The organism is Myroides albus, assembly GCF_009711045.1.
GTDB lineage: Bacteria > Bacteroidota > Bacteroidia > Flavobacteriales > Flavobacteriaceae > Flavobacterium > Flavobacterium album_A.
In genome coordinates, this window is record NZ_WMJX01000093.1 from 1 (window position 1) to 3253 (window position 3253).

Annotated in this window: 3 protein-coding genes and 1 pseudogene; 3 read left to right on the forward strand and 1 reads right to left on the reverse strand. The window is 36.9% G+C overall.

What is annotated here, in order from left to right:
- Positions 1-279 (reverse strand): annotated as a pseudogene (locus GJV76_RS15300) (alpha/beta hydrolase); the annotation flags it as partial.
- Between the two features lie 363 nt (positions 280-642).
- Between GJV76_RS15300 and GJV76_RS15305 the strand changes: the two are divergent.
- From GJV76_RS15305 to GJV76_RS15315, 3 genes are all read left to right on the forward strand, one after another.
- The gene (locus GJV76_RS15305; protein ID WP_155093452.1) at positions 643-1644 is read left to right on the forward strand and encodes a hypothetical protein; all 1002 of its coding nucleotides are present in this window, start codon (positions 643-645) and stop codon (positions 1642-1644) included.
- Between the two features lie 118 nt (positions 1645-1762).
- Positions 1763-2272, forward strand: coding sequence for a hypothetical protein (locus GJV76_RS15310; RefSeq protein ID WP_230381581.1), 510 nt, complete (start codon positions 1763-1765; stop codon positions 2270-2272).
- 196 nt (positions 2273-2468) lie between these two features.
- A complete protein-coding gene (locus GJV76_RS15315) occupies positions 2469-2954 on the forward strand; it encodes a hypothetical protein (protein ID WP_155093453.1) in 486 nt (161 codons plus the stop codon).
- Positions 2955-3253 lie beyond the last annotated feature (299 nt).

The following is a 3253-nucleotide window of genomic DNA, read 5'->3' on the forward strand; positions in this document are numbered from 1 at the left end:
AGCTTCCGCTAAAGGACTATGGGTATTGCGCGTATTATAACCCGTTCCGGGTTTAATAATCACCACTTGATCAAAACCATCTTTGGGAAGAATTAAACTCCCTTCAAAAGACACACTGTCCACTTTTTGTTTATAATCAAAGGCAGGCACATTAAAATTGATCGTGGAAAAAGAATAGTTGTTCTTTTTAGTGATAAAGGATTCGTATGGAGTTTTTACATTTTGTCCAAAACAAAGGGGCGTTAGTAAAAGAAAAGCCCCGAGAGTTCTCATCTTCATAGTTATTTATTTTATTTGATTTGTATATATTTCACTTAATAGGGAAATAAACTTAGTTAATTACATCTTAACAAGTAACAGGGTTATGTTTATTTTAACATAGTGTTTCCGTTTAATACGGCTCTGAACACAGTTGAATGTAAGTAGAGAAACAAACTGACAAACTAGCAAATAGGCGATTCCTCCGCTTTTTTTAGCAAACCGAAATCACCGCTATTTTTCTATTTTTTTTCAGCATGTTGTAACTTTTTCATTTACACACGTCTTATCCTGCAGCACGCTTTGTTCGTTCTACGTCGTTCTCTTGGCACATCAAGAAAGAAAGCACCAAGCAACAAAACCTAACCCAAACAACTAAGTTATATGAAAAATCAAGCAAAATACACTCTTGTTTTTTTACCCTTTCTCCTTCTACTTTTAGCCCCTGCTGTAGTTGCACAAAACACAACCTATACCGATTATTACACGGCGATCAATAAGGCCCAACAGTTAGCTGCAGAGCAACAAAATAAGCGTGCTACTCAAGCCTACAACAGCGCCTTTGAAACGGCTTTTCCTTTTCCGGACGATATTATAGATGCCATCAAATTAAACGGAAAACTAAACAACAAAGCTGAAGTTGAGCAACTCTTGAAATTATTGGTTTTAAGTGGTTATAAAAAAGACAATGAAATTGCAGTATACCTCGAAGAAGATCAGCAGTATTTTAAACATCGCAGAGACACCTATTTAGCTATTCCCGAGTATCAAGACGAGTTGGATACTATTTATCCACTCCATCGACAAGCCTACCTCAAAAACGTTGATTTTGCAAAAGATCAATACCTGTCGATGTTTAAGTCACACGAATTTTTAATTACCTACACCCGAAAATACGCTAACGCTACTGCAAATCAATCTCAGGGAGAATATCTACAAAATACCTTATGGAGTAGTACCAAAGACCTGTTTTTAAATCTATATCACGCGGGACAGGATATCAGCAGACAACAAACCGATACTTGGAATGATGATCTATTTCTAAATTGCCTTATTCACTCAGCCCAAACCCCAACCTATAAAAAAGAAGAATATCAAACATTCTTATTTGACATGGTGAAATTGGGCAACTTATCCCCTTACCAATATGCCACAATCATCGATGATGTTGAGCGAAGATTGGGCAATCCTCAACGCTATGGAACAATCACGGATCCCGTAGCCTTTGATGGGAATATTGAAAAGTATAGAAATACGCCAAAACAAATTTCTTCGATTCAAGATATCAAAAAAGTCGATGAAAGAAGAAAAGCTATCTTTCTTCCTCCGCTATGGGTCAGTGCAAAGAAATTCGGTTTTAAACTTCCAGAGGGCTATACGTTTTAGCATATCGAAAGGAGTATGTATCATGGTTCGATCTCCTAGCTCCTATTTTTATAAACTCTGTTTTTATTGAAATAACTATTGATTATCTTAGCCTATAATCTATATGGTAAACTTGGTCATGAACACCCTACCTCAACAATTGAATGCGCTCGATATCCTTAACATTTTTATAGAGGAACATCGCATTTGTAGTCCTTTAGACTTTGAAGCCGATGTAAGTTTTATTTTAAACTTTAATACCACAATCAGCGATTGGAGATGTGCTAGAGACCTCATGCCTTGGAGACCACTGTCTCGTTTTTTGAATGTCGAATTTAATCTCACCGTATCCGAACAACAGTGGAAAGCGGTTCTTACCCCTGCCCGAAAAAGAACGTTGAGAGACGTATGTGAATTAATTGCTCAGCATTGTACTTTTACCTCGGTTACTCCCGTTCAATTACTGGAAAATTCCTGTTTAAGTGCATCTGTTTTTATCACCCTAAAAAAATATTTAGCGCGCAGAGGAGTTCAAGTGGATGAACTAAAGCCCTCCACCCCTATTGCCCCTTATCTCCATACTGATTTTTCTGCTTTGGTTGAACAAATCGGAATCCTAGCTCGAGGAAATAAGGTCTTTGAAATATAGGATTTTACTTCAGCAGCGCATTTGGATAAATCCTTTTTAAATTTACCCTTCACTCCAGTTGCATTAGAGACGGGATCTATACTGACGTTTCGGGATGTAGTAGAGAAAATTATCGCTGTAAATGATCCCTATCGTTCTTGTGAATCCTAGCGAACTTTAGTAAATTAACCTATACTAAACCTCATTACCCTCACCAATGAAAAACTACATTTTACTTCTAACCCTACTTGGTACATTTACGCTACAGGCGCAAGAACAGGTTTTTACCTCTCGTAAAGGTCCCAATTTTTTACCTGGTCATTACGATATCACCATAACGGTTCAAAATGACACCTTGAAATACGAGCTATTTAATCACTGGTATTCCAGATCCTATGCGCAATTGCGAAATGTATCCATTCCTCTAAGCGACATACACAAACAGGATAGTATTACCTTCAAAATAACTAAAAAAGGTATTCATCTAACGGATGAAAAATTTGGTATTACTAAAAAAGTAAAGCGTAAAAACCTGTGTGATTCGCTGGAAGATATGAGAAAAATCTCCTATGCCTATGAAATCGCACAAGATAACAACCTAATGCATTATGAGCTATTTAAGTCTGCTGATTTACAGCTATCCGAAGCAGCCTTTCGAGCAAAAGTGAAGGAAAACCTGTTAATTAAAAGGGAGAATGAGTGACAAGATGGGATGAGTATAGAACGCTATTAACTATGGAATTAATTGGACATGGATCAAAGAGGAGTAGAAATGAGTGTCTAAGCACACCAATGTTGTGAACAATAAACTAGTTATAAAGTTGTTTTTCCTCCTTTTACACGATTTGGATATAGTGGGTTTGCCAATAGCTAAAAATCAACTTCTTCCCAGTCCTTATTGTCCATGGGTATTGTTTTACAATCAACGGTATCTCCTGCTCTTTTCAAGCATAAACGAATTTTCTGCCTATCCTTTTTCTTCAATTTCAGTACGTAAAACCC

Bases quoted from the DNA above. Each gene is read 5' to 3' on its own strand.
- GJV76_RS15305 (WP_155093452.1), top strand. From the start codon at position 643: ATGAAAAATCAAGCAAAATACACTCTTGTTTTTTTACCCTTTCTCCTT.
- GJV76_RS15315 (WP_155093453.1), top strand. From the start codon at position 2,469: ATGAAAAACTACATTTTACTTCTAACCCTACTTGGTACATTTACGCTA.
- GJV76_RS15310 (WP_230381581.1), top strand. From the start codon at position 1,763: ATGAACACCCTACCTCAACAATTGAATGCGCTCGATATCCTTAACATT.